17 protein-coding genes are annotated in these 26429 nt (G+C 43.6%); 8 read left to right on the top strand and 9 right to left on the bottom strand.

Going from position 1 to position 26429, the window contains the following annotated elements; all coding sequences use genetic code 11:
- Nucleotides 1-115: 115 nt before the first annotated feature.
- The 5 genes from A9267_RS19210 (at nt 116) to fhuB (ending at nt 6852) form a co-directional block, all read left to right on the top strand.
- Nucleotides 116-2290: a TonB-dependent siderophore receptor gene (locus A9267_RS19210; RefSeq protein WP_065110380.1), complete on the top strand. Its 2175-nt coding sequence runs from the start codon at nt 116-118 to the stop codon at nt 2288-2290.
- Nucleotides 2291-2362: 72 nt separating this feature from the next.
- Nucleotides 2363-3085: a siderophore ferric iron reductase gene (locus A9267_RS19205; RefSeq protein ID WP_065110379.1), complete on the top strand. Its 723-nt coding sequence runs from the start codon at nt 2363-2365 to the stop codon at nt 3083-3085.
- The gene (locus A9267_RS19200; protein WP_231919222.1) at nt 3055-3852 is read left to right on the top strand and encodes an ABC transporter ATP-binding protein; all 798 of its coding nucleotides are present in this window, start codon (nt 3055-3057) and stop codon (nt 3850-3852) included. Before A9267_RS19205 ends, A9267_RS19200 begins: the two co-directional genes overlap by 31 nt.
- Nucleotides 3846-4832 carry an ABC transporter substrate-binding protein gene (locus A9267_RS19195; RefSeq protein ID WP_065110377.1) on the top strand — a complete coding sequence of 329 codons (987 nt, stop codon included), beginning with the start codon at nt 3846-3848 and terminating at the stop codon, nt 4830-4832. Before A9267_RS19200 ends, A9267_RS19195 begins: the two co-directional genes overlap by 7 nt.
- The gene (fhuB, locus tag A9267_RS19190) at nt 4825-6852 is read left to right on the top strand and encodes a Fe(3+)-hydroxamate ABC transporter permease FhuB (RefSeq protein ID WP_065110376.1); all 2028 of its coding nucleotides are present in this window, start codon (nt 4825-4827) and stop codon (nt 6850-6852) included. The genes A9267_RS19195 and fhuB overlap by 8 nt, the downstream gene beginning before the upstream one ends.
- 117 nt (nt 6853-6969) lie before the next feature.
- Here the strand turns inward: fhuB and A9267_RS19185 are convergent, their stop codons facing one another.
- Genes A9267_RS19185 through A9267_RS19165 form a run of 5 tightly spaced genes read right to left on the bottom strand, consistent with a single transcriptional unit; the run spans nt 6970 to nt 10813 of the window.
- A complete protein-coding gene (locus A9267_RS19185; protein WP_065110375.1) occupies nt 6970-9051 on the bottom strand; it encodes a heavy metal translocating P-type ATPase in 2082 nt (693 codons plus the stop codon).
- Nucleotides 9051-9365, bottom strand: coding sequence for a YtxH domain-containing protein (locus A9267_RS19180; protein ID WP_055025539.1), 315 nt, complete (start codon nt 9363-9365; stop codon nt 9051-9053). Before A9267_RS19180 ends, A9267_RS19185 begins: the two co-directional genes overlap by 1 nt.
- A complete protein-coding gene (locus A9267_RS19175) occupies nt 9358-9663 on the bottom strand; it encodes a magnetosome protein MamC (RefSeq protein ID WP_055025538.1) in 306 nt (101 codons plus the stop codon). The genes A9267_RS19180 and A9267_RS19175 overlap by 8 nt, the downstream gene beginning before the upstream one ends.
- Nucleotides 9660-10529, bottom strand: a complete 870-nt coding sequence (locus tag A9267_RS21980; protein WP_197495569.1) for a hypothetical protein — start codon at nt 10527-10529, stop codon at nt 9660-9662. Before A9267_RS21980 ends, A9267_RS19175 begins: the two co-directional genes overlap by 4 nt.
- Nucleotides 10526-10813, bottom strand: a complete 288-nt coding sequence (locus A9267_RS19165; protein ID WP_156003384.1) for an HMA2 domain-containing protein — start codon at nt 10811-10813, stop codon at nt 10526-10528. The genes A9267_RS21980 and A9267_RS19165 overlap by 4 nt, the downstream gene beginning before the upstream one ends.
- Before the next feature lie 402 nt (nt 10814-11215).
- On the opposite strand from A9267_RS19165, the gene A9267_RS19160 reads away from it, so the two are divergent.
- Complete coding sequence (locus tag A9267_RS19160) at nt 11216-11575, top strand: HMA2 domain-containing protein (protein ID WP_065110374.1); 360 nt, start codon at nt 11216-11218, stop codon at nt 11573-11575.
- 7 nt (nt 11576-11582) lie between these two features.
- Here the strand turns inward: A9267_RS19160 and A9267_RS19155 are convergent, their stop codons facing one another.
- Complete coding sequence (locus A9267_RS19155) at nt 11583-12005, bottom strand: hypothetical protein (RefSeq protein ID WP_065110373.1); 423 nt, start codon at nt 12003-12005, stop codon at nt 11583-11585.
- A 197-nt stretch (nt 12006-12202) separates the two neighbouring features.
- Here A9267_RS19155 and A9267_RS19150 point away from each other — a divergent pair, with 197 nt between their 5' ends.
- Complete coding sequence (locus tag A9267_RS19150; RefSeq protein ID WP_055025534.1) at nt 12203-13150, top strand: LysR family transcriptional regulator; 948 nt, start codon at nt 12203-12205, stop codon at nt 13148-13150.
- Between the two features lie 76 nt (nt 13151-13226).
- Here A9267_RS19150 and A9267_RS19145 read toward each other — a convergent pair whose 3' ends face one another.
- From A9267_RS19145 to A9267_RS19135, 3 genes are all read right to left on the bottom strand, one after another.
- Entirely contained in the window at nt 13227-15686 is a 2460-nt protein-coding gene (locus A9267_RS19145; protein WP_065110372.1) for an alpha/beta hydrolase family protein, read from the bottom strand.
- A 154-nt stretch (nt 15687-15840) separates the two neighbouring features.
- The gene (locus A9267_RS19140; RefSeq protein ID WP_065110371.1) at nt 15841-17955 is read right to left on the bottom strand and encodes a winged helix-turn-helix domain-containing protein; all 2115 of its coding nucleotides are present in this window, start codon (nt 17953-17955) and stop codon (nt 15841-15843) included.
- 342 nt (nt 17956-18297) lie between these two features.
- Nucleotides 18298-21945 carry a S8 family serine peptidase gene (locus tag A9267_RS19135; RefSeq protein ID WP_065110370.1) on the bottom strand — a complete coding sequence of 1216 codons (3648 nt, stop codon included), beginning with the start codon at nt 21943-21945 and terminating at the stop codon, nt 18298-18300.
- Between the two features lie 563 nt (nt 21946-22508).
- Here A9267_RS19135 and A9267_RS19130 point away from each other — a divergent pair.
- On the top strand, nt 22509-26342 hold the full coding sequence (locus tag A9267_RS19130; RefSeq protein WP_065110369.1) for a S8 family serine peptidase: 3834 nt from the start codon (nt 22509-22511) through the stop codon (nt 26340-26342).
- Nucleotides 26343-26429 lie beyond the last annotated feature (87 nt).

Genomic DNA, 26429 nt, shown 5'->3' with positions numbered 1-26429 from the left:
ACCAAATTGTTAAATGTAATAGGATGAAACACTATATTATTCGCGCTTGATAATCATTCTCATTACCATTCATGTTTGTTGACATGAAATTGAACGATATAAGGCAGAGGGCGGTATGGTCTCATCTAAGAACAAAAAGTCATTTAACATCACCATGGTTGCAGCAGCAATCACTACTTCAATGGCATATAGCCAGCAAGTATTGGCTGAAGATAGCAATGACTTAAGTATTGAAGTGCCAAAGTTTGAGACAATTACTGTTCTCGGCCAAGCCTACAGAAACACAGCAACCAAAACGTCTTTAACGCCACTGGAGACGCCACAAGGTGTGACGGTTATTGACAGTGAGTTGTTAGATCAGCGAGGTGTTAAGTCGTTAAACCAAGCGCTTCGTTATGTTCCTGGTGTCACTACCGAGCAGAAAGGTGGCGCAGTCACCATGTATGACACCTTCAATATCCGTGGTTTTGATGTAAACCAAAGCTACTATGACGGCTTGGTGCTGCAATCATTAACAGGCTGGAACTTACAACCACAAATTGACCCTATTGCACTTGAGCAAGTTGAAGTGTTTAAAGGTCCAACATCAGTACTTTATGGCTCAATGCCACCAGGTGGCATGGTTAATATGATTGCCAAAACGCCACAAGAAATGCGCAGCACTGATGTGAATGTTGCAGTGGGTTCTGACAACCTGACCGAAGCATCGATTGATACTACTGGCCAAATTGGCGATAGTGATTTCTCATACCGTGTGATTGCTTTAGCACGCAGTAAAGATGGTCAAGTAGACCATACTGAAGAAGAGCGTTTTGTATTCGCGCCTTCGATCGATTGGAATGTGTCAGATAGCACTTACATTAACTTTAACTTGTACTATCAAAATGACCCGTCAATGGGGATGAATTCATCATTACCTGCATCGGGCATGATTTACGACAACCCAAATGGCAGCACGAGCCCATCGACATTTGCGGGTGATAAGAATTGGTCTGAGTTTGAGCGTGAATTTGTGTTAGCTGGTTATAAAATCAATCATGATTTCAACGATAACTGGTCGTTTTTACAAAACTTCCGCTATATGGATGCGACGTTATCGCAAAAGAACACTTACCACTTAGGCGACAACTTTGACCCTATGACAGGTGACTTAGATCGTAACATCTACAGCACTGAAGAGAGCTCAACGGGCTACACCATAGATAACCAGTTATCTGGTTTAGTCTATACGGGTAACTTAGAGCACAACCTATTGTTTGGTTTGGATTACCAAAAACTGGATGGTGTGTCAGCGTACTCAGAGTACGGCACGACGAGCCAGTTTGGTACGTTCAATATCTTCAACCCAAATAATGACATGATTGACCCATCGCAGTTGTCATCAACCTATGATGCAAAAGATGATGTGATGGTTGAGCAAACGGGTTTGTATTTCCAAAACCAAATGCGCTACAACAACCTGATCATGATTTTAGGTGGTCGCTATGATGATTACACTTCATCAAGTGAATATTCAGATGACTACGGCGATAGTAAATCAGCAGCTGATCATCAAGAGTTCTCTTACCGTGTTGGTGCTATGTACGAGTTCGACAATGGTATTTCGCCATTTGTTAGCTATGCAACGAGCTTTGAGCCAGTTGCAGGGACTAAAACGGATGGTTCAACCTACAAGCCTGAAATGGGTGAACAGTTTGAGTTTGGTTTAAAATATGGCTCTGCTGATCAAAGTAAAACAGCGGCATTGTCATTCTTTAACATCGTGAAAAGTGACGCGCTAATGGCTAACCCTGATGACCCATGGGGCGATAAGCTGCAAATCGGTGAAATCGAATCTCGTGGTGCAGAGTTTGAAGGTCAATGGTATGTGACTGACAGCTTTGATGTTGCCGTTAACTACACTTACATCGACATGGAAATTACCAAAGACAGTGGTAATGGCTTACAAGGTACACAGCCTATCTATGTGCCAAAACATGCTGCATCGTTATGGACTAACTACCATATTGATGATGGTGCGTTAGCAGGTATGCGTATTGGTGGTGGTGTGCGTTACGTGGGCGAAATGCAAATGGATGCCATGAACACAGACCAAGTTGATTCTTACACCTTAGTTGATTTATCAGTGGGTTATGACTTAGGTGAGTTCAGTACTAGCTTGCTGGGTGCCAGTGTTAACTTAGTGGCTAATAACCTATTCAACGAAGAATACTACACCTGTTATGACTCAGTGAATTGTTGGTACGGTGCTGAGCGAAACATTGAATTAAATTTCAAATATAACTTCTAATCTAGTGTGAAGTGTTTGCCATAAAGCGGATCCGTATCGCTTTATGGCCCTAATTTATCGATTGGTCAGGCCATGAGTTTAGCTGTTTTTAACGATATATATCAGCAATGTGAACAAATCTCTCCTTATCTTAAAGGGGAGATTTTGGTTTCTGACCGCCCAGATTCTTCTTTGATTTCATACCATGGTTCTAACCTAGCGAATATTCGCTCACTGTATCAAAGTATCAAGTTGCAATCGCCTGAGGCAGGTCAAGCTTATTGGCTCACTCGTAGCTGGGATTTACTGACATGGCAGCCATTGTATGTTGCCATTACTGCGATTTATCACTGCCAAGTCTTGCCTGATTTATGCAATATGTCTCAGCGTCATCAAGATGGTGTCGTGGCAGGTTTTTGTTTTTCATGTACAGACTGCGATACCGGTGAGTATCATCAGTTAGTCAGCGCCGCAGGTCAGCAACTTTTGACTATTTTCGAGCATTTTCGCCAAGAGCTAGATCAATCTGTTCGCTGTCGCCCTCGATTTGTTGAGCACTTAATTGCAGATGCATTATTGTCTCGCTTACTCTTATTGCAACAGACTAATCCTGAATTCTCTGCTACTTTTATTCGTCAACAGGCCGTGTTGTGGCTCGATGCTTTGTCATTATCTGATGAGCACATCACGAAGATTCAGCTTTCACCTATAACAAACCAATTAGTGTTTACACGTTCTAGCTGCTGCTCCGTGTATAAAACCGTTACTGGCCAAAAGTGCGCTAATTGCCCCAAGTTAAAACAGAAGAGTATTTAATGTACCAACTGAGTCACGTTAAAGTTATCCGCGATGAGCGCACCATTCTTGATATTGAACAACTGAACATAGATCCCCACGCCTTAACCGTCGTGCTGGGTCATAATGGTTCTGGTAAGTCGACACTCGTTAATCTTTTGGCTAACCAGTTTCAGCCAGAAGCGGGTGAAATTACCTTAGATAACCAACCGCTGAAAAAATATTCTGCCAAAGAGCTTGCTAGAACCGTTGCTTATTTGCCGCAAAAGCTACCTGAGGTGGCAGGATTAAATGTGTCAGAGCTTGTTCGATTGGGACGTTTCCCTTGGCGTGGCACGTTAGGGCGCTGGCGTGATGAAGACCAACAAATTATCGAAAAAGCGATGGCTGAAACTGGGGTTACAGAGTTTAAAGATGCGTTAGCAGATCAACTATCAGGTGGTGAGCGACAACGCACTTGGGTGGCAATGTTATTAGCTCAACAGGCCAAAATGATGATCCTTGATGAGCCCACATCCGCTTTAGATATTCAGCACCAATATCAATTGATGGATCTACTCAGTCGCTTGAATAAAGAAACCGGTGTAGGGGTGATTGTCATTTTGCATGACCTTAACTTAGCGCTGCGTTTTGCCACGCAAATAGTGGCATTAAAGAAAGGCCAGATAGCGTTTCAGGGTGATACTGATATTTTACTTGATGAAGCCTTGCTAAGTGATTTATATGCAACGCCAGTAACCTTAGTTGATCATCCTAACAAGCCACATAAGGTGGCGATTGTATGTTAAAACCATCTGCCTTGTTATGGTCGTATTTATTGGCATTTATTGTGATTATGCCAGCGTTAGCTGAGCCTAGTGTCGCTGTCGATACTGGCAAAACAAACACCCAAATTACCATTGAGGATAGTCGTGGTATTCAGGTTTTACCTCGCACTCCTAAGCGTGTTGCAGCGCTCAACTGGGATATTGCAGAGCAAGTATTAGAGCTGGGCGTTACACCTATTGCCATGCCAGATGTTGCAGGGTACAAAGAGTGGGTGATGAACCCGTTAGTACCCGATGAGGTGATGGATGTTGGCACTCGTGTAGAGCCTAACTTTCAACGTTTAGCAGCATTAAAACCTGATGTGATAATCATTGCATCACCACAGTTAGATTTATTACCCCGACTTGAGCAAATTGCGCCAGTATTATTTTTTCAAACTTACAGCGAGCATCATGACAATGCTAAGGCGGCGTTAGATAACTTTTTTAGTATCGCAAAAGTATTAGACAAAACCTCACAAGCTCAAGCCAGAATTGACAAAATGCATGCAGTGATTGATGAGCAGAAACAACAATTACTCACGGCATACCAAGGTAAACTGCCTAACGTCAGCACTTTTAGGTTTGCCAGTATGACCTCGGTTTATTTGTATGGTGACAATTCTACCGCTCAATATGCTTTATCGTTACTTGGTATCAAACCTGCTATCGAAGTGGAAGCCACTCAATGGGGCGTGAAACAGCAGAGGTTAAAATCACTTCGACATGTGGGAAATGGCGTCGCACTGTATTTTGAGCCTTTTGCCCAAGAAGCTGAACTTGAAGAAAGTGTCATGTGGAATGCCATGCCTTTTGTGCGTCACAACAAGATGAACAGTATTGAACCTGCATGGAATTATGGCGGGGCCATTTCAATTGAATACATGGCCCAAGCTCTCACTCGCAGCTTATTAGCGATTGCGCCAACCTCTGAGATTCATAAGGGGGCGATGCATGAGTAACCTTGCGATGTCGCAGCGCTACGTATTTACCTTTGTTGCACTGGTATTAGCGGTATTGATGTCGGCGCAGATTGATACCCAAATCCTTGTTTCAGAGCAGTTGTCATTGTTGATGAACTTTTCTGACCGACTCACTTTGGCAGATAATTTTGATGCCATCATGTTTGTCGAGTCTCAACTGCCACGTATTGTGATGGCAATCATGGTTGGCGCCATGTTAGGTCTGGTCGGCAGTTTAATGCAGCAGTTAACACAAAATCCATTAGTGTCGCCCATGACGCTGGGTACTGCTTCAGGGGCTTGGCTTGCACTGGTGGTGATGAATGTGTGGTTTCCGTCGTATGTGGGTGACTATGCACCGATAGCGGCATTAATTGGCGCCATGCTGACATTGGGTTTAGTGATTTTAATTGCGGGAGTACGCAACCTCGCTGGTTTACCTGTGGTGCTGGCAGGTATGGCGGTTAATATCTTACTGGGTGCTATTGCAACGGCGATTATTCTACTTAATGACCAATATGCTAAAAACCTGTTTATATGGGGAGCAGGGGATCTAGCGCAAAATGGTTGGGCGCAAATACAGTGGCTACTGCCTAAGTTGTCTGTAGCAGTACTTATCTTCATATTCGCACCACGGATATTAGCCTTGTTGCGCATGGGACAAGCAAGTGCATCTGCCCGTGGATTGAATATCATTCCTGCCATTTTAGGTTTATTTGCCATTGGCCTGTGGTTGATTGCAGCCAGTATTACCAGCGTTGGTGTGATAAGTTTTATTGGCTTGTTAGCGCCAAATATTGCTCGGCAGCTGGGAGCAAGAACCCCAAAAGATGAACTGTTTTACAGCATGTTGCTGGGCGGTCTTATTCTAGTGTTAACCGATGCACTTGCTGTGGGGTTAAGTGTATTAACCTTTGATTTAGTGCCATCGGGTACCGCTGCTGCCTTTATCGGTGCGCCCGCATTGATTTGGTTTACTCGCCGTAAGCTATCAGCTCAAGATCAGTTGTCTTTTTCAATGCCGAAAAGTCATTATGTGATGAGCCAAGCTAAATTAATGGTGTTAGTTGCTGGTTTAGTGTTACTCGGCTTATTTACGACGATATTTAATCAAGTCACTGTTGCTCAAGATGTATCGAGTACGCAAGATATCATCTGGACTTGGGCAATACCTGACGCCTTTGGCTGGCAAATTCAGTGGCCAAGGTTGCTGACCGCAGCCTCTGCTGGGGCTGGACTTGCTGTTGCTGGGGTATTGCTACAACGGTTGATTTACAACCCGTTAGCCAGCCCTGATATTTTAGGTATTTCTGCCGGGGCGACATTAGCCTTAGTGGGCGGTGCGATTTTTGTTGGGTTAAATATTTTTAGCACTGCGCCTGCCATTGCCTTTTTAGGTAGCATGTCGGTGTTAGCTATTTTGTTGGTCTTAGGCAAACGACATCAGTATGCGCCTTCAATGCTTATTTTAATTGGTATCGCACTGACTGCATTGATTGAAGCCATAGTGCAATTTGCTTTAGCCAAAGGTGATGAAACGTCTTATATCATTTTGAGTTGGTTGGCTGGCTCAACCTATCGAGTGACGCCATCATCGGCGCTGACTTTGGTGGCGATGGTCATCGGCTTAATTGCTTTTGCTTTAGTGACTTCACGTTGGCTGACTTTGATTTCAACGGGGCGTGAATTTGCTAAAGCCAGAGGCTTAAATGTACCTCGAGCATTCGTATTGCTACTTTGCTGTGTTGCACTGCTTTGTGCAGCAGTAACTGCCACCATGGGGCCGGTCGCATTTATTGGTTTATTGGCGCCGCATATGGCAGTGATTTTAGGGGCTAAAAAAGTTGAAATGCAGTTGCCAACAGCAGCGATACTGGGTGCAAGCTTAATGGTATTTTCTGATTGGTTAGGGCAAAACCTAGTTTATCCGTCGCAAATTGCTGCGGGAACCATTGTGTCTGTCGTCGGTGGTATCTACTTTATTTTGCTGTTGTTACAAGGCAGGCGGTCGATGAATTAGTCTTATATCAGTTAAAAACTAAGTGGTATTGGACAAAAGGTGTCAATAAAAAAGCCCAGTTACACTGGGCTTTTTTGTGGTTAAAACAGGATGTTTTAGGTCGGAGGTTGGCAAGAACTAGCCGATCCGCGGGCCATTCTTGATGGCGACCGAACGAGCCAGAATCCCTAACGTTGTCCCGTTATGCAATAAAGCACTCATGGTTGGATTAAGCCAGCCAAGTGCTGCAGCGAGCATAATGCCACTGTTGACGTATTCAGCGACTTTTATGTTGCTGTTGATCATCTTCATTGCGATTTGAGACAGCTGATAAGTTTCAGCAACACCGTATAACCTATCTTGCAGTAACACGACATCGGCAGCTTGTCTGGCAAGCTCTGTGCCTTTGCACATGGCTACACCAACGTTAGCTTTGGTTAATGCAGGTGCATCATTTACGCCATCACCCACAAACATCACTTTATGGCCTTGCTGCTGCAATGACTCAATGATGGTTGATTTGGTTTCTGGTGTCGCCTCTGCAAACACTCTATCGAGTTTGAGATCTTCTCCAAGCATGTTGGCTTTGTAGACACTGTCGCCAGAGATCATCATCAATTGGCTAATGCCCAACTGTTTTAGATCCTCTAGGGTTTGATAGACATCCTTACGTAGGTGATCTCTAAGGCCAATCATGCCCATCAGTTCGCCTTGATGAGAGATAAAAATCAGATGACGCCCTTTGGCTTCATATTGACGAATTTGCTCTTCATAGGCACTAAAGTCGACAGATTCATGTGACTCAAGGAAGTGACGACTACCCATAACAAGGCAATGGTCATTGACGGTACTTTTGAGCCCATGAGCAATGACGTATTCCACTTCACCATGATCAATGTGTGGCAGTTGATGATGTTTAGCAGCGTTCACTACCGCTTGTGAAAGCGGATGGTTGCTGTGTTCTTCAACAGATGCAGCAATGGCCAATAAATCTCGAGCGCAGTGTTCACCTTGGCAATTGAATGGCACCACGTCGGTGACCTCCATATCACCATGGGTTAAGGTGCCAGTTTTATCGAATACACATACATCGACTTCGGCTAGTTTTTCAATGGCGCTACCGCCTTTGAGTAAGATGCCTTGCTGAGCGGCGCGGTACATAATGGACTTGAACGTCACTGGTGTACTGAGTTTTAGCGCACAGGAGTAATCGACCAAAAAGACAGATGCGACACGATTAATATCTTGAGTCAGTGCAAATACTGCAGCACCGATCCCTAAGGTAATTTTTACGCGGCGATTCGCCATGTCTTGGGTGACTTGCTGGATCTCGCTTTTTTCGCTCAGAGAGTCGTAAATCAGTTGAGCAATTTTAGCGGTAGTCGCTTCACTGCCGACCTTATCAACTCTGACCTTAATCGTGCCTTCATGCACGCTAGAACCTGAATACACAACGGCATCGAGTTCTCGTCGAATAGGAACACTTTCACCCGTCAACGCTGACTGATTAATTAGCGCAGCGCCATCAATGACAACGCCATCAATCGGAACAGGGTCACCTGGCACTAATTCGATAATGTCGTTCACCGCAAGCTCAATTGAGCTTACCTGCAAGCGAGTGCCATCAGGCATGATCTGCCAAACAATAGACTCTTGTGGGATCATCAAATCAGCGAGCAACTTGTCACTTTTACGACAGGTTTCTTGCTCCATGAATTCGCCAAGACTAATCAGCGTTTGGGTCATCATCGCAGTGCGATAATCTCCGCGATAGGCTGATAAACCTACGGCGATAGCATCAAGCACTTCAACTGATACACGTTTTTGCTTCAGCTCTGAAATGCCTTCAGCAAGGGTCGGTGCTATCAGAGTGGCAGTGGTCAACGCACCCCATTTATTAGGCAGCAAAGCCGCAGATAAAGTACCAATGACATTCATGGCGATATCGCCACGGGTAAATTGATGCTCAGACTCTTCAAGCTCAGCTTCGCTAAGATCAATCTGGGTTAGCCTAGCCTCGATAGTGTGAGGCTCTAGTAAGTTGTCATCGTAATCAATCACAATCGAGTGAGCGGCTTCATTAACCCGCACAGCACTGACGCCTTGGATCACCATGAGGCTTTTTTTGATCCACTCGCCAGTATCTTCAAGCTCGGTTACGCGATTGAGCTTGAAGCGTATACGACCCGGAATATGGTGCTTAATTCGCAACGGGATCATTATTCACCTTTATGCAGATTACGGTAATAATCTAACTCAGCTTGGGTGTCTTCGAGGCGCTCTTTGAGCTCTTCTACTTCACCACGTACTGTAGACCAGGCTTTTTCGCCGGTTGATGCCACACTTTGTTGCACCTTTTTATTGCTGATCAAATACGCCACGGCAGCGCCTGCGGCTAATCCCATCATAAAGTGGGTTTTGGTGTTTTGTGCTTTATATGGTGCAGCGTTTTCAGTCGGAGCAGATTGTGCCTGTTGAGCCTGACCTGCTGGGCCATAACCGTAACCATAGCCATAAGGAGGATAATTATTCATGGTGATTTTTTCCTGAAAATTGATCGACGAGGTAAAGTCCCGCTGCGCCTGCAGCCAAAATCGTCATTAATGACAAGACTGGACGGCCAGCCATTTTACCAGCAGCATAAGTGGTGAGCCCACTGATTGCCGCCGCTTGAATGGCTGATTTAGTCGCCTTAGACACCATCATTTCTGCTTCTATCTCACCTTGTTTGTAAGATTTCCATTGGGTGGCGACAGAGGCGCCACCGCCTACCATGGCACCGACAAGCAAAGCACGGCTGGCAGGGCTTAGTTGGCTGTATGTATTACTCATGCTGGTTTCATTTCATCTGATGATTGCGTTGCTAGCACTGGTGTTTCTTCAGTTGGAGCAGGCTCTGCTTCAGCAGTCGCTTCTTCAGCTGGTGCTTGATAATGACGCTCTACAGATGCTTGAAAACCTTCTTTACCCGCACTGTAGGTGTCTTTAAAGATTTCACTGCTGTTAGTCACGTTTTCTTTAACGCTACTCGCTGTTTGGCTTGCGGTTTCTTTTACTTTACCGCCACCCGTTTTGAGTATGTCACCTGCGCCAGATACTACGTCCATTAACTTGCCACGGACTTTATCATTGCTAAGTAATAATGCGGCTGCAGCGCCAATCATTGCGCCTTTCCAAAATTCTTTATCGTTCATACCTAAGCTTCCTAATATGTCTTTAAACATGCCTGCGTCTTCACCTAATGCTTGTTCGAGCATGGCTTGCGCCTGTTCCATAAATGGATCGTTTTGCTCTGCATTTGCGTCAGGTTCTGACTGAGGTGGCATGTTAGGGTGAGGATAATATGCGGGGTGCATCATGTGCGGTTGTGACCACATTGGATGATGTTGCGCATAGGGTGAGTGATAGTGTGGATGCCCGTGTGGGCCATTAAAACCTGGGTGCATATGCGGATGGTTATGCTGCATGCCCGGATGCATATGAGCATGAGGGTGTTGCATGTGAGGGTATGCTGCATTAGGCGGCATACCGTAACCATAACCTGGAGGCATATGTGATTGGTAAGGATTCATTTCTGGTGGTACTTGAGCCTGCTGTGGCTGAGCTTGCGGATTTTGCTCTTGTTGAGGGACGCTTTGATTGTCGCCTTGTTGAGCATACTGTGGGGCATAACCCTCGGATGTGTATTTATGGCTCATGTTCTAATTCCTTCGGCATTTAAGTACTGAGCAAGGGCGAAATAAGCGTGTTCTGCCTGCTCATCTGTTCCTGCGAAAAGATCATCAACCAGCTCAGGTTTGACGAGATTGGCGTTGTATTCAATGACGATGCTACCAGTCGATTTATTGATCTTATAACTGACAAAAGCGGGTACTTGAGCAATCACATCGTCAACATTTTGCAAATTAAACTGCATCAGGTGTGACATGATCCCAAGCTTGTATTTGAGACGAATTCGGCCGGGAATATGATGAGCTATCATGACCCAGCGTCTCATTTTGATAACTTTGTTTAGATATTTGTCCATTCGAGCATTATACGAACCGAAAATCTTGAGTTATTTGTTTAAGATCACGTTTGAGTGAATTTTTATGGCAGGGATCGTTAATCATCCGTTTAAATTTGAAGTTGAGCGAAAAAGTGCTGTAGGGAGTGGCGTTAAGTTGATGATATTGAATGCTTTAATATATATATGCTGAAACAAACTTGGTTTTGTAAGTTTTGTAAAGATTGTGCGGGAAGGGGATATGTTATTGAAGTAAGCAGAACAGGGATAAAGAAATAATGTTTGAAGGTCAAAAATGTGATCGAGTGCTTTACGTACAATTGCTGTCAGTGATAATATTAGTGTAATGATAATGATTATCAATTATAGAGGTGTTCGATGAGTGTTTATGTTCATAAAACAAAGCAAAGATTAAGAGTGAGATCTGAATATATTCGCCACAATAAAGATCAAGTTGTTGAGCTTATTGAGCAGCTAAATGAAATTGATGCTATCAAACATATTAAACACCAATGCCATGCTGGTTCAGTTGCAATTACCTTTGATGATAATGAGCTTGATTGTGAAAGCTTGTTAGAAATTCTAGAAAGTCATGATTGGCTAGTTGAAAGCGGTAAGTCATCATTCGTTGAGAGTGCTGTTATTGCGGGGACTAAAACGCTAGTAAAAGGAATGGCAGGTATTGCATTATCTCGCCTCGTTGGGCCATCAATCAGCCGCGTTATTCTAAGCGTTTAATGGGTTATTAATTCAGATTAAATTTTTTCATCGCACATTTACAATTTCCCCCAGCGAGTGCTGGACAGCGTTTACAAGGTGGCGTTTTTAGCGGCAGTTGCGCAATCGAACGTGGCTGAATTTGGACGGCGTTTGTCGCTGCAGGTTTTGCTGTAGAGATAGGCATTTTTACGCGGCTAACAGGCGTAATATGAGATGGCTGACCACTGTCATTAAACCATGATAAAACTGGATTGAGTGGCTGAATAAGTTCCGATACGACATTACCAACAACTTGTCCTGACAACTGATTAAGCTCTTGCTTTAGTTGAGGGTTAAGCAAGGTGACTTTACTGGTGTTTGCCGTTAACGCATTCAATTGCTTTAATGACTTATTGGTCAATTTTTTTGACTTCTTCTTTAGCTTTTTTAGCGCGCTTTTTGAACTCACTGTAATGCCTACTACGTCATGGACTTGATGATAAAATAGCAAAATTCACAACGTAAATAAATATTATTCTCATTTAGTTGTGGTTTTTTTATACTTGCTAAGGTTATTCATCCCTGAACATTTTATAAATTGACTCCCTAAGTTGGACTAATTAGGTCATTATTAGTCACACATCGAATTAAATTAACGGTAATTTCATGTCTTTAACCAAACAATTGGCGCTATTTGTTGATGTCGTTCAGCAAGGCTCGTTTACCAAGGCTGCAACTTTGCATGACATGGACAATTCGTTGCTGTCTAAACAGATTAAAAAATTAGAAACAGAACTTGGTGTGCAGTTATTGAATCGTTCAACACGTTCGTTTTCATTAACCTCAGCTGGGGAAGAGATTTTAGCTCAAGCGTTACAGCTGACTGATACCTTATCCCAAGTTCAAAATATTGCAGATTCATACCAGTCAAAGCCTAAGGGGATTATTCGCATTACGTCTGGGGTGTATTTTGGCCAATTATATTTGCAGCCAGTGATCACCCGTTTTATGAAGCAATACCCTGAGGTAAAAGTCACCCTAAACTTGGATGATAAGCGCACTGACATTATTACAGACCATTTTGATGTGGCATTTCGAGTTGGCAAACTCACCGAGTCGAATTTAATTGCACGGAAAATTGCTAAAACTCACTTTGCCATTGTGGCGTCAGAATGCTTTATTCAAGAACATGGCATGCCTATGACACCTGAAGAGCTGATTCAACTGCCCGCAGTGGTCTACGGCAATGGTAATGTGAATTTAGATCAGATGTGCTTAACTGAAACTCCCCATGGCGATTTGTATAAAATGTATAAAATGCGTGGTAATTATAAAGTCAGTGATGTGCGAACGTTAATCGATGCAGTTAAGTCTGGGCTCGGTTACAGCTTGATTGATTTGTTTAACTTAGAAGAGCCTATCGCGCAATCTAAGTTAGTACCATTACTGACTAACTATGGTTTATCAACGATGGATACAGGCATATATGCGGTATACCCACATCGAAAACAGACTTTATTAGTCAGTGAGTTCATTAAGGCGGTGCAAGAATATATCGGTACACCGCCATTTTGGCTCGAACATATCCCCAACTACAAACAGCTATATCAGTAATCCTTGTGTCTGAATAATTAAAAAGCCCTGAATCATCAGGGCTTTTTATTGGTTAGGTTTGTCCTGTCCTAAAAGCTTACTCAGACTCAGCTGCTTTGGTTTCAGGATAAAGCGTGTTCCACCATTGTGGCTCGTCTTTCAAATGTAAGTCGAACCATGCCAAGGTTGCATCCCACCAATCAAAGCGAGCTTGGCGACCATTTATATGATGGTCTTGGCCGTTAAACTCAATGAGTTCAACTGGTTTATCTAGCATCTTTAATGCGGTGTACATGTAGTGGCTTTCACCTACAGGTACATTGGTATCAGCATTACCGTGAAGCAATAACATTGGGGTGTTAATCTTGTCGGCGTTATAAAGCGGGCTGTGTTCAACATACAAATCACGGTTATTCCATGGGAAACTGCCTTTACTCGCAATTCCTGAGTAGCCGTAACCCCACCAACCATGGCCCCAGTAAGCTGATAAGTTACTGATCCCAGCATGTGCCATTGAAGCGGCAAAAATATCGGTTTTAGTGGCTAAATACATGGTCATAAAGCCGCCGTAAGAGGCGCCCATGTTACCAACACGTTTAGGGTCGACAAAGTTATGTGCCTTCAAGAAGGCTTGTGTACCTTCGATAATGTCATCAGCGCTGTAGTCGCCCCAAGCGTTAACGTGACGACCACTAAACGCTTGGCCATAACCTGTTGCACCATTGGGTTGTAGTACATACACGACATAACCTTTGGCAGCCCATAGGTTAAATGGCCAACGACCAGTAAAGTTACGGGTTACTGGCGATGTACCGCCATAGTAATAAACAAGTGCTGGGTATTGTTTATTGGCGTCAAAATCAACAGGCAGATAGACACGGCCATCAATGTTGTGACCATGTTTGTTGGTAAAATCGAAGTCTTGAATATCACCTAAGCGCGTATCAGCATAACTGGCTGCTTGGCTATCAAATAGCAGTGACTTTTTACCCGATTTCATCAAGTAAGCTTTTTGTGGCACGGTGGCAGAGGTGCCAGCATAAGCAATAACAGGTTTTGATAAGTCGCTGGCTACGCTGAAGCGATTAACCATATCCATGCCTGCATTAATTTTATTAAAGCGCTTTTTGCTAATATCGAACAAATATAATTGGCCACGGTCGCCTTCGCCAACGCGCAATACTAAGTCGTCATTACTCAGTTTTGCTGCGCCGCCAATAGCAGGATCAAAGTCTTTGCTGAGAGCGGTGACTTTACCTTCGTTACTACGCCAGTAAAGCTGACCATCATAGTTATTGACAACCACGCTAGTGTCTTGAACCCCTAGACCGTTCATAAAATCAGGCCCGGCCATGATGTACATTCCATCATCAGTATAAGTGGCTGAATTGAAAGTACGGTATTCACCAATGAGCTTTTCAGATAGGTCTTTTACATTGAGCTCAACCAGTTGAGTTAAGCTATGAGCTGGTTCTTTATAATCAACAGGTGAACGAGTCAGCAGTAGTGTTTCTTTATCGGCATGACTGTCGTGCAAGTAGCTGCTGAGTTTGTCATTGGTTAACTGGCGAATGAAGCCTGATTTAACATCTAATTGATAAATTTGGCTGTTGTTACGCCAGTAACTCCATCTATCTTGCAGGGCTTGGAAGCGTTTATTGGTTGCTTTCTCGTCTGCTTTATAGGGCTTCTCCCAGCTAAATAGTAAGTTATCGCCGTACCATTGAAGGCCCGAGACGTTTTCCATGTCATTAGCGAGGATAGCAAGGTTAATGCCATCTACAGTGAGCAGTTGTATTTGGTTGTCGGCAACAAAAGCCAATTGTTTGCTGTTATTTGCCCAAGCGGCGCTTGCTGGAGCACTGTGCTGCCAACGATAAAGCACATCTTTACTTGAGGTACTGATTAACTCGGTGACACTGACAGGTTTATTGTCATTATTGGCCGGATAATGGCTTTTGCTTTGGAGTAAATATTTGCCATTTGGCGATAGGTTCAGACTCGTGACGACTTCAGAGTCAAACAACTGCTCAGGAGACACTCGATGGTTTTTAGTTGCTGTAAAACTCGGATTATCAATATCTGACTTACCTTGCCAGTCAATACTGAACTCAGATTCATCATCACTGCCATCGGCTAAAATCATCAATTGGTAATCGCCACTTTGCAGTGCGATTTCAGCTTTAGCAGATGCTTCAAGTAGCACACCGTTAAGATATATCTGCGGCTCATTAAGGCCTGAAACCGTTAATGTACCTTGGGTAAATCGCTCTGCACTAAGCTGGACTTTATAGCCAACCCAACCGGCTGCTGTTTTAGTATCAACAGCTTGCCATTGGTAGCTGTTACCAAAAATATCGATATCACTATTAGCTGACAAGCTTGATGCAAGGTTGGCTCTTAGAGCATCACTGTGACTGCCAGCCGATAAAGATTGTGAAGTGGGAATGGCGACAGGGCCAAATTGTTGAATATGACTATGGTCGATTTCTGCGCTGTGGCTGAATCCTGAAAACGCCAAAGCGATACTGGCACAAACCAGTGAAAGTGCTTTCATGGGGCATCCTTGTTGTTATTAATTCTTTGCTTGAATTTAAACCCAAAATTAGCGCTACAGTGTGTCAAAAATTGTGCGCTTATGCACCATGTTTTAATTCGTTAAAGTTAGTTGGCTTGTAAAAGAATATGTCACAATTTTTTAGAGCTCATGGCTAGTCTAATAGTGGAATACGATAAATATCAGCATCATTGATACCCTGCATACTGACAATTAAGTGACCGTCAGTGCTACTGGCAAGGCTGCGTTCATTGCGAATACTCATTGCTGGTAAGGTAAACGCTGTACTGATTTGGCCATTGGCATCACGTTTTTGAATGAGGTCATTCTCATCGCTTCGCTCAAGGTAATACAAGGCATTGTGTTGATAGAAAAAACTGCCCCAATCTTTGGTTCTCAGTGAGTCATTCACTTTGATGTGAGTGCTTTGGGCTTCATCATTAGCGGCTTGAATAACTGACCCATCGCTAATGGCCCAATAATAAATTCCAGGCTCATTATCTAACGTGTAGTAAATACCATTTTTATCGTCTTCGATGGCAAATTTTATGTTTTTATCAAGGAGTAGGCTGACTTTTTTGGTGGCAAGGTCGAAGTGATAAAACCCCCAATGTTCGTTAACAAATGCCGAGTAATAAATAGCGCTACCGTCATTAGAAAAAGAGGCGTAGCGCACATTGCCTTTCACTTGTTCAATCTTTGCTAAGGTTTGGTTTTGAGTATCACCTAAGTACAGTTCATTGTAGTCAATTCCATGGGTGCGAATAGGCGCAGCATACAAAGAACTGGTTGGAGAAGGGGAAGGGATTGAAATCATACCGATATCATTGGTTAGCATCATATTTTCATTTTGGCGCTTAAGCCATAATTCCCAGTTCCCTGAGCGATTAGATAGAAAGATTAATTCGTTGGTTGCGGTAAAGTATTGCCCATATAAATCGCGAGATGAAGAGATTAGCTGTTTAATGATTTGCCCATCTCTTAACGAGCGATGTGTGATGTGTTCTTGTGAAATATGCCTTGCATAATACAGGCTCTGGTTAGCTTCATTGATTGTAATGCTGCTGATGGTCTCATCTTGGTGAAAAGCGCTTAATGTTTGGGTGTCGAAATCGTATCGTTGTATGACAAAGTCCGCTTCCCTTAGCGCAGTATAATACAATTGATTTTGTGTATGTTCCCAGTCCATTCCAATGATAAGGGTTTCATCTGAAATGAGGTTGGTTGTGGTGTTGCTATCGAGTGAATACAGCATGATCTTTGCTTGCATGTTATCTTGGCTTCGCATGACAGCAAGCTGAGTTGAGTCTGCTGACCAGCTCATCATTAGGTCATGCTCACCAGCTAATGGGGTGGTTAACTGAGTCGCTTCCTGAGTATCGAATTGATAGCTAAAAATAGCTGATGCATCTGTGGTCGCTTTGACATACGCAAGCGCTTTACCGTTTGGCGACCATTCAAGACTGTGTAAATACCCCTTACTAACACAGGCATTATCCAGTTGTTTATCTTGGTTTGTGATGAGATCACGAACATGCACAAAACACTGATTATCGACAGTGGTTCTTAGGTAGGCCAATGATTGTCCGTCAGGCGACCAGCTTGGCGTTGCTTCGGTATCGTGACTCATTGAAATTTGTCTTAGTGGGGCATCTTCGTCTTGTAAATTCTTAATGTATAACTGACCTTTTGTCCCACTTTTACGCCATTGAAACGCCATAAACCGTCCATCAGGTGAAATGGATGGTCGCTCTTCTACACCTTCAAAATGTGTGATTCGCTCTGGTTTAACCTGAGCATTAATCGGAGGCTGGGTTAACTTGGTTGCTGTTTGGCTGACAAAAAATGCAATACATGCAATTAACGCCAAAGAAAACCCTATAAATATGGGCTTTTTATTATCAGATTTTTGCTGTTGATGAGTGACCACCTTAGTAATGGGGACCGGATCAATTAATAGCTGGTAACCCACTTTTGTGACGGTTTTGAAGTAATCTTCAGGCTGTTGTCCAAGCTCAGAAAATGATTTTCTTAACTGCCAAATGGCATTCCCTGTTCCACGCTTTCCTACTTCAATATTACCTTGCCATACTTTTTCAATTGCTTGTTCTTTAGTGACTGTTTGTTGAGGATGAAGCAGCAATAATTTCAAAAATTCGAATACTTTTGCAGGTAAGGCAACCGTATTGTTTTCTGAGGTGATGGTCATGTCGTAACAGTTGATAATGCATTGACCAATCTGGTAGCGCTGATAAGGAAGGGAAATCATATTAACAGCATAAACTCCTGAGCGTGTTTCTATTCGTTATTATGTTCAGAGTAATATTTGGTTATGGTGCCTAAAAATATTATTTAACGGTGCTGGTATATTTTATTAATGCGTTTTAGGCATGACCAAATAGCTTTGAGTAACATAACTGATTTATTATTTTTTGAAATACGCCATGAATTTTGGGATCTTGGATAAGGTTTACTGATAGGAGTGTTTTTATAACAATTACAGCGTCTTAAGTTATATTGCTTAAATGTTAAATTAATGTTTCAATTTGTATCTCGAGAAATAAAAAAGCGCCCTAAGGCGCTTTTTATTCATTTTAGATCTTATCTAAGGTTAGTGTTGTCTACGGCGTAACCCGAGTAAAGCGAGCAAGCTTAAGCTTAACCAGCCAAGGCTACCACCATCGTCACTTTTAGGTTCTGGCGCCGCTTCAGCCACAGGTGCATTAATGGTCATGGTAAAGCCAGTTTCGGTTTTATTGACCATGTCATCAGCTGTTACAACCACCTCATAAGTCCCAGCAGCAGCAGTACCAGTAATCATACCTGTTTTGCTGTCGATACTGATGCCTTCAGGTAGACCCGTCGCGCTAAATGTCAGTGCATCACCTTCAGCGTCGCTGAAATACATTGAGGCATCAATTTCAGCCGTTTGTTGAGCATCCATAGTGACAGCAGGCATTTCAGCGACAACTGCTGGTGCAATATCATTAACGTTATTAATGTTAATCGTCACTGTCGATACCGCAGTGTATGCGTTACCTTGATAGCCAATGACTTCTAAGTCATAGCTCATGTGGCCTGCATCATAATCGATAGCATCAGGATTGTTGACGGTGATTTCTCCGTTGTTTGCAACCGAGAAAGGATCGCCAGGAATTGCTTTGGCTAATGCCAGTGTATATGGAGACCATTCTGCTTCATATTGACCATTAGCAAAGAAGGTTTCTGCATCCAGCTCAACATGGGCAACCACTTCTCCCATTTCTGCATCTTCATTAATGCTGTGACTTTGGCCGTCTTTGGGATGTGGAATAAAGGCATAATCACCTTGGCCCATAGGCGTCGCCATTGCCCAGTTATTTTCCAGGCTCATGATTAACATCCCGTCATTTTGACAGCCACCGCCACCAAACCCGAAAGAGAAGTTACACTCACTTGCCATCGCAAGTTCGGCTGTTTCACCAGCGGCTAGAGTGACCATCGGGCTGTAATCTTTGGCTTCACCTTCTTCCACTAAGCGAGAGATTAATGGTAGTCCACCATCTTTACTTTGTGTTTCGACCATTTCGCCGGTAAACCAGTCGAAATACTCAGTTGTGGTTGTCTTACCATATTGGACCGGATTAAACAGAATAATGGGTTCACCAAGGTTTGCTAAAGCGTCGCGGTCGGTGCCAAAAAGCCAGCCTTGGTTTTGGTCAAAGTCCTCTAAGCTCGCCATGTTTTCGCCATGATATAAGTCATCGAGACAGTATTGTGCGACAAAGTTTTGGCCATGACCTGTGACATACGTGGGTAAGCTAGATTTTGTGTAGCGGCCATAATGATCGGTCCAGTCGTACTCTTTGTTAAAATCAATGTAGTAGGAATGTGGCTGACCATTTTCATCAACTTCAATAAAACCACTCATGACCATTTGAGTCGCTTCATCCCATGCATAAGGATCGCCATTAACTGCTTTATCGAGTTCGTTGTCGATAACAAACTGCTCTTGGTAAGTACTCCAATAGACAAGTGCTGCACCCGCTTTATCAAAATGGTTCGCCATCCCGACATCATTCGGTTCAAAGAAGCGGCCAGCAACAACCATTTTTTTACCTGACGAACACATCGCTTCATCATAAATACCACCAGCAACCGTGTTGAGCATATTACCTTTGGTATGCTCTTTGCCGACATTGATGTTGGGTTGGTGTTTCATGGCAGGAAACACGGCAAATGTTGTTTCTGTTTCACTGTCATTGGTAAATTGCTGTGCATATGCACCAGCTGTTTCGCTAAATTTTTGAGTAAACTCAGTACCGTATATTTCTTCATACGTATCGAAATGACGGGTGATAGACGTTTTCGCGCGTGGTTTGGCAAGCCAATTCACACTCAGTGTTGGTCGTTCTTCAGCCATTAATTGCAGCTGGCCTGAAAGCTCGATTTTTTGCCAATTTTCAATCGTTAAATCACTGCCCATTTTCATCGGCCAATTAGCCAGCTTGGTGTAATCAACAACCATAGTGACTGGGAAAACGACCGTTTGTCCTGCAGGGACACTGATATTGGCTGGGTGCTCCCAAGTCAGGGCCATGTCGCCATCTTTGCCCATGCTTGTTAGGGCAACATCGTATGTGACGGTTTCTTCTGAAAGGTTTTTAAGCTGTACTTGTTTGGTATAACGCTGCGTGCCAGTGCCCTCTGAAAAGCCAAAACTGAGGTTAGGCTGATATGAGCCTTTTTCCCACACAACCGCTGCAGAAGCTAATGCGTCTTCAAGGTTTTCAGCGCCGCTACCAATAAGCGTTAATTCACCTTGCTTGTTGTTTAGATCCATGACTTTGTTGTTGGCTGTATTCATGAGCAATGCTTTGATTTCAGTCATCGACAATGAAGGGCGTTTTGATTTTAATACCGCAGCGGCGGCAGCCATGCGGGCAGCAGCCATGACAGTGTCAGATTGGGTGTCCATTTCATCACCACCACCGACAACGGCGACTTCGATATCTTCAGCGTAGCTGACCATATCAGGTTTACTGAATGTTGATGCACCACGAACTGGGCCATATGGAGTCTTTTCTGTGACCATCATATTGCCTTCTTCGTCAGCAACCATGCCACCAACTGTTAATGCACTCGGCGCGGCGCCGCGCCATGTCATATTAAAACTATTGTCGTACCATTCTCCGCCATTACCAGCATTAACTACCACTAAGCTACCTAATGCCGAAGCCATTTCAATTGCATAAGCTTCAATCACTGCACCTGATACGCCATCATCATGCTCAGCATAAAATGCATTACCACCTAATGCATCGACGACAATGATGTCTGCTCGATCGTCAAAACTGCCATCTTGATTTGGGTCAAGAGCGTATTCTAGAGCCAACATAAATGTGCTTGAAGTTTCTGATGACAAGCTATAGCCGTAGCCATATGGATCTGACACATTTGAGGTTTTATACGCTGCAATTTTGGCTGCAGGCGCTAAAGCGTGAACAACGCTGGCAAGTCGAGTACCGTGGCCTGTATTGTGTGTCGCGCCGTCGTAATCACGGGTAAAATACACATTTTGGTCGATTGGATTTGGATCTAATCCCCAGCCTGCATCACTGGCTAAGTCCATCCCTTCAACAACCACATCGGTTGGAAACCCATCAAATGCATTAACGGCATTCTCCATTGCTGTTGCATAGGATTCATCGCTGCCATCGCCGCCAAGTCCTGTATGGGTATAATCAACACCACTACCAATGATGGCAACTTTAACGCCTTCACCCGCTGTCATGTCGTCAGAAAATGCTGGCGCAGAAGCTGGAGTGATAGAGTTAATCGAAGGACTTGTTGCTGTACGAAGTGCATTTGTTGGCACGCTAATAGGTGCTGCAGCCACAACCACGGCTTGTACACCATCAAGTTGTTTAATTTTTTCAATATAGCTGCTGTCGGCTTGTACTCGAATAAAGTTACCTACGAGTTTAGAACCAGGAAGCGTCTTGATATTGCCATCAAGTGCCATGATGTTATTAATCACTTGCTGCTGGCTTGCTTCTATTTGTTGTAGGCGCTGGGCAAATTTACTTTTGTTGTTGATAGTTGCTTTAGTTAACGACCCTTTATCAGATAAGTAAACATATAAGGTCGCATTTTCGGTTTGTTGAGCTGAGGCTGAGTAAGGTGACAACACATCAGACTGACTGGCAACGACGCTAGCTGCTGGCATCATTGAGGCGATTGCAATGCACGTCGCTAGTTTTGACTTGGTAAATGACATAGGGTTTCCCTTCAAATTATTGTTTTATATTTTTGCTTAACTTCATTTCTTTTTATTTCAAATAGAGTTGCCGCACTCTTAGGCTCATTGAGTCAGAATTCCTCTGCTCAATACTCGTACATAGGTTTTCATTGAAACCACCACAAAGCTCAAGCAAATGGGCGTTGATTTTGTTTCTTTTATCTTTCAATAATTTTTCATTTACTTAATAAACAATAAGATAGCATCTGTTTTTTATTGTTTAATTTGGAGAGTGCACCATAAAACTGTCATGAAGCCCTGTTATGGAGTTAAAAGAGAATATATCGCTAAAGTTGGATACATTTAGATACAGTTTGTTTTTGTAAGTTTATGATTAAAAAGGAATTGAAATAAAAGTGAAGCTTAAATGAAATGGAATAGTCGCTGTATATTTGCCTCAGATTATTATCTTCGAGTATCAAGGTTACAGACATCGTTATTGCTGCGAAATGTTGTCGTTAACAGCATGATTTATTGCCAAGCAATGGCTAACGAAAACAGATAAAGACGCGATAGATAATAATTAGAACGAGGAAGATATTGTGACATCGATATATAAGAAAAGCTTAATTGCAGCAGCGCTAACGCTGGCATTTAGCCCTAACTTGCAAGCGAAAGTGGTTGATACCCGAGGTCTTGATACCGATAGTGGTCAGCGAGGATACCAACCAACGACCAAGAATCCACGTCAAATTGATAACCTTTATATGGTGTTATTAGATGACCAGCCCCTAGCGACTTATCACGGTGATAAAGGGGATCTTAAGGCCACAAGCATTTTAGCTAACCCATCAAATTCCCGAGCTAAAACAGGCGTGCTGAATGTTAACAGTGCAGTGAGTCAGCAATATATTCAATACCTTAATACCCAGCGTAGTAAAACATTGTCTCTGGCGAAATCAACATTGAACCGCCAATTGGCTGTGCATGACGAGTATCAAATTGCCTTAAACGGTTTCAGTACTGAGTTATCAGAAAAAGAAGCACAAATGCTGGCCTATGTTGCGGGTGTAAAAAGCGTTCAAAAAGTCGAACTACGTCATTTGAATACTGACTCTGGKCCAAAGCATATCCAAGCGCCAAGTGCTTGGGATGGCTCAGCAACAGGCGTTTCTAGTATGGGTGAAGGCATCATCGTCGCAATCATGGATACAGGGATTAACCATACAAGTGCTTCTTTTGCTGATATTGGTGGTGATGGTTATGACCACACAAACCCACTTGGAGAAGGTACCTACTTAGGTCATTGTAGTGATTCTGATTTAGCGCATTATTGTAATGACAAATTGATTGGTATTTGGGCGCATGAAGCGCTTTTAGACGACTATACCCCAGAAGGGGACGACCGAATTGGTATTGACCATAATGGTCATGGCTCTCATGTGGCTTCAACCACAGCAGGTAACATCGTTAAAGATGTGACGGTTTATAACGCCGTTGGCGAAGAAGCTGAATTTAGCTTTGGTCAAATTAGTGGTGTTGCCCCTCATGCCAATATTGTGTCTTATCAAGTATGCGCCGCCGATGCAGGATGTTGGCCTGATGTCACTGCATTAGCGGTTGAGCACGCAATTGAACATGGCGTTCAAGTTATCAACTATTCAGTCGGTGGTGGCGCAAGTGACCCATGGAATGATACTGATGCATTAGCATTTCTTGCTGCGCGAGAAGCAGGTATCCATGTTGCGGTCGCAGCAGGTAATGACGGCCCTGGCGCTGAGACCGTTGGTTCACCGGGTAATGCGCCTTGGCTTACCACCGTCGCCGCTTATACACATGATCGTAGCTTCACAGACAAGGAAGTCACCTTTACAGGCGGTGATTACGATCTTGAGCCATTAATAGGTAAAGGCGCAACAAGCGGTATCTCTGGCGAAATCATTAGTGCTGCAGATTTAGGCATGGCAGGCTGTCTTGAGCCTTTTGACGCTGACACAGTAACCGGAAAAATTGTTGTATGTGAGCGAGGAGATATAGCAAGGGTAGCTAAGGGGACTAATGTTCGTGCTGGTGGCGCTGCTGGTTTAGTCTTGATTAACTTAGAGGGCGGCGCTGAGACAGTCGATGCTGATTTACACGTCTTACCCGCAGTACATTTAGATGCTGATCAAGGTGCACTACTGACGGATTGGTTATCGTCTGGTTCTGATCATACTGTGAGTTTTAATGCGTCAGTACTTGAAAGCGATCCTGCTAAAGCAGATATTGCGGCGGAATTTACCTCACGAGGCCCTGAGTCAATAATGAACCGTTGGCTTACACCGCATATTTCTGCTCCTGGCGTTGAAATTTATGGGGCGAATACAGAGTACCAACCGTGGCGAGATACTGGAGATAAAACAGAATCTCCGACGACCTTTATGAGCGGTACTTCTATGGCGAGTCCGCATATTGCTGGTGTATATACCTTAATTGCTGCTTTAAAACCGGAGTGGACACCGGCTCAAGCTCAATCTGCTTTAATGCTCAGTGCTGAAACAAACACATGGATGGAAGACGGTGTGACGCCATCCAGTTTATTTACAGGTGGAGCTGGCAGCGCACGTGTCGCAGATGCATTAAACGCTGGCTTGGTGATGGATGTATCGCATGAAGATTATACGTTAGCAGATCCTAGTTTAGACGGCACACCCGAGTCATTGAACCTACCTTCAGCATTAATGAATAACTGTATGATGGCCTGTTCGTGGACAAGAACATTCACAGCAACAGCATCGTCAACATGGACTGTGGGCGAGTTATCTCAAACCCCTGGTTTGTCTATCTCTGCAACCCCTTCAAGTTTTACCCTTGCAGCTGGCGAAAGTATTAGCTTAGATATCACTGCAGCCATTGGTGAAGGCTATGCGTCAGAATATGGCATGGGATATTTAGTATTAACGCCAGAAAATACCGCGCTAACTCCCGCCAAGATGCCGGTAGTGGGGAGCTTTGTTGCTGGCAGTATGCCTGAAATAGCGCAGTTAACCACAGGGCAGAATAAAGGTAGTGCTGCGATTTCTGGCATTAAGACCGTCGGCTCAAGTGATATTCAGGTTGGGGTCTTTGAGTTAGCTGAAGTTGAAGTGATTGAAACAACCATACCTCGAGACGACAGCGATACATCGAACTGGCCAACGAATGTGTATAACGATAGCAGTAAGTATTATTCGCAATTAGTGAACATTACGCCGAACACTAAGCGTCTTATTGCACGTGTTAAACATACCAGTTCACCGGATTTAGACTTATATATTGGCCGTGATAGTAACTATAACGGTAAGCCTGATAATGCACGGGAAATGGATCCTTTAACGTGTATGAGCGCAACAGAAACGGCTTATGAGTTATGTGAAATCAATGACCCAGATCCAGGTTCTTACTATGTCACAGTGCACAACTATGGTGATACGTCTGCGCCGTCAGATGTCGAAGATGATGTGGTGATTGAACTCGCTGTCATTGGCAAAGATGATGAAAGTGTAACTGTTGACTTTAAATCTGCTGTGGCAGCCGATGAGGATATTGGGTTAGTCCTTAACTGGGATAAAACACTTAAATCTGACACGCTTTATACGACTGTAGTTGAAATTGGTACCGGTGTGGATGCTGCAGATAACGTGGGATTAATGCCAATTGAGTTATACCGAAAAGCAACCTATGCCCAAAGTCAGCTGGATGTCGAATCAGCAGATACTGGCGATATGATCACATTATCTATTGTGCTTGCAGACAATGACACTGATGAGGAACGCACCTTATCAGTCACTGCTCAGTTACCAGTCGGTTTGGTTATCGAAAGCGACAGTCATCAAGGGAGTGTTGATGGTGAAATGGTTTCTTGGGAAGTGGTGCAAGCGGCCAATGAAGCTGAACAAGAGATTGTCGTGGAACTTGATACACAAGCATTGGTGATGAGCCAAGACTTGGTATTCAGTGTCTCGCATACTCTTAATGAAGTGAGTCATACTGAAATGCTAGCGCCTGTAATGTTAAGTGGTGTACCTGTTGCCAAAATCAATGGTGAACAATCCATTTCGCTGACAGCTGATGAAGGCACGACAGTGAGCTTATCTGCAAGTGATAGTACCGCGCCTAATAGTGATGATGAGTTAACTTATGCTTGGAGCCAAGTGTCAGGCCCTGTGGTGATCTTCGCAGATGCAATGGCCATGGATACCGATGTAACGCTGCCAGCGGTTGATGCTGATGCCAGTGCCGTGATTGAGCTAACGGTCAGTAATGGTGTTAAAACAGCGGTAGCTGCAACAGCAACTATTGCTGTGACTGCTGAAGTGATAGCACCAGAGCCTGAACCTAAGTCTGATTCAAGCGGTGGTGCAATGGGATTATGGTTATTTGTGCTGGGCTTGTTAGGCCTTAGACGCAGAAGTTAATCTCAGCGCATCTTTATCTAAATTCTAAACTTTATATTTAAGCCGCTTCAATGATGAAGCGGCTTTTTATTTGTGTACGCTTTATGT

The organism is Shewanella sp. UCD-FRSSP16_17 (genome assembly GCF_001675935.1).
In the GTDB taxonomy this organism is placed as follows: Bacteria; Pseudomonadota; Gammaproteobacteria; order Enterobacterales; family Shewanellaceae; genus Shewanella; species Shewanella japonica.
This window is presented reverse-complemented; position numbering and strand designations above follow the sequence as displayed.

Excerpts from the sequence above, each read along its gene's own strand:
- A9267_RS19205 (WP_065110379.1), top strand. The coding sequence starts at position 2,363 with ATGAGTTTAGCTGTTTTTAACGATATATATCAGCAATGTGAACAAATC.
- A9267_RS19180 (WP_055025539.1), bottom strand. The coding sequence starts at position 9,365 with ATGAATAATTATCCTCCTTATGGCTATGGTTACGGTTATGGCCCAGCA.
- A9267_RS19165 (WP_156003384.1), bottom strand. The coding sequence starts at position 10,813 with ATGATAGCTCATCATATTCCCGGCCGAATTCGTCTCAAATACAAGCTT.
- A9267_RS19175 (WP_055025538.1), bottom strand. The coding sequence starts at position 9,663 with ATGAGTAATACATACAGCCAACTAAGCCCTGCCAGCCGTGCTTTGCTT.
- A9267_RS19140 (WP_065110371.1), bottom strand. The coding sequence starts at position 17,955 with ATGATTTCCCTTCCTTATCAGCGCTACCAGATTGGTCAATGCATTATC.
- A9267_RS19135 (WP_065110370.1), bottom strand. The coding sequence starts at position 21,945 with ATGTCATTTACCAAGTCAAAACTAGCGACGTGCATTGCAATCGCCTCA.
- A9267_RS19210 (WP_065110380.1), top strand. The coding sequence starts at position 116 with ATGGTCTCATCTAAGAACAAAAAGTCATTTAACATCACCATGGTTGCA.
- A9267_RS19160 (WP_065110374.1), top strand. The coding sequence starts at position 11,216 with ATGAGTGTTTATGTTCATAAAACAAAGCAAAGATTAAGAGTGAGATCT.
- A9267_RS19145 (WP_065110372.1), bottom strand. The coding sequence starts at position 15,686 with ATGAAAGCACTTTCACTGGTTTGTGCCAGTATCGCTTTGGCGTTTTCA.
- A9267_RS19195 (WP_065110377.1), top strand. The coding sequence starts at position 3,846 with ATGTTAAAACCATCTGCCTTGTTATGGTCGTATTTATTGGCATTTATT.
- fhuB (WP_065110376.1), top strand. The coding sequence starts at position 4,825 with ATGAGTAACCTTGCGATGTCGCAGCGCTACGTATTTACCTTTGTTGCA.
- A9267_RS19150 (WP_055025534.1), top strand. The coding sequence starts at position 12,203 with ATGTCTTTAACCAAACAATTGGCGCTATTTGTTGATGTCGTTCAGCAA.
- A9267_RS21980 (WP_197495569.1), bottom strand. The coding sequence starts at position 10,529 with ATGAGCCATAAATACACATCCGAGGGTTATGCCCCACAGTATGCTCAA.
- A9267_RS19185 (WP_065110375.1), bottom strand. The coding sequence starts at position 9,051 with ATGATCCCGTTGCGAATTAAGCACCATATTCCGGGTCGTATACGCTTC.